The sequence below is a fragment of the Rhizobium sp. 18055 genome, from assembly GCF_902706285.1.
Classification (GTDB): domain Bacteria; phylum Pseudomonadota; class Alphaproteobacteria; order Rhizobiales; family Rhizobiaceae; genus Rhizobium.
In genome coordinates, this window is the sequence record NZ_CACSKD010000333.1 from 1 (window position 1) to 428 (window position 428).

Sequence of the window (428 nt, forward strand, 5' to 3'; positions counted from 1 at the left end):
GTGCCGCGGCATCGCTGAACTCGGTCACCACGCAGTGCGAGGGCACCTTGCCGTGGGCATGGCAGGCGGCCGCGATCTCGAGCTTGGCGCGCACCACGAGCGGATGCTCGAACTGGCCCTGCACGCCCATGGCGCTCGCGGGGATCGCCCCGCCGTGCGCGGAGACGAAATCCATGAGGCCGAAGCTGATCGACTCCACGCGCGGATGGGCCGCGATCTCGAAGGCCCGGTGCACGGCAGCCGGCGACTCGATGAGCACGTGCAGCGGTAGCGCCGTGGCACCCGCGGCGTTCACGGCACGCTCGGCGCGCAGCACGTCGTCCACGGATTCGACCTTCGGCACCATGAGGTGGGACAGCCGGTGCCCGGCCTCGCCCGCGATGGTGGCGACGTCGTGCGCGAAGGCAGGATGATCGACCGTGTGCACC

At 71.0% G+C, this 428-nt stretch carries 1 protein-coding gene; it reads right to left on the reverse strand.

The window, feature by feature from the left end:
• The coding region (locus GVL52_RS32260) for an aldolase/citrate lyase family protein (RefSeq protein WP_244619350.1) at positions 1 to 428 on the reverse strand (428 nt) is incomplete at both ends.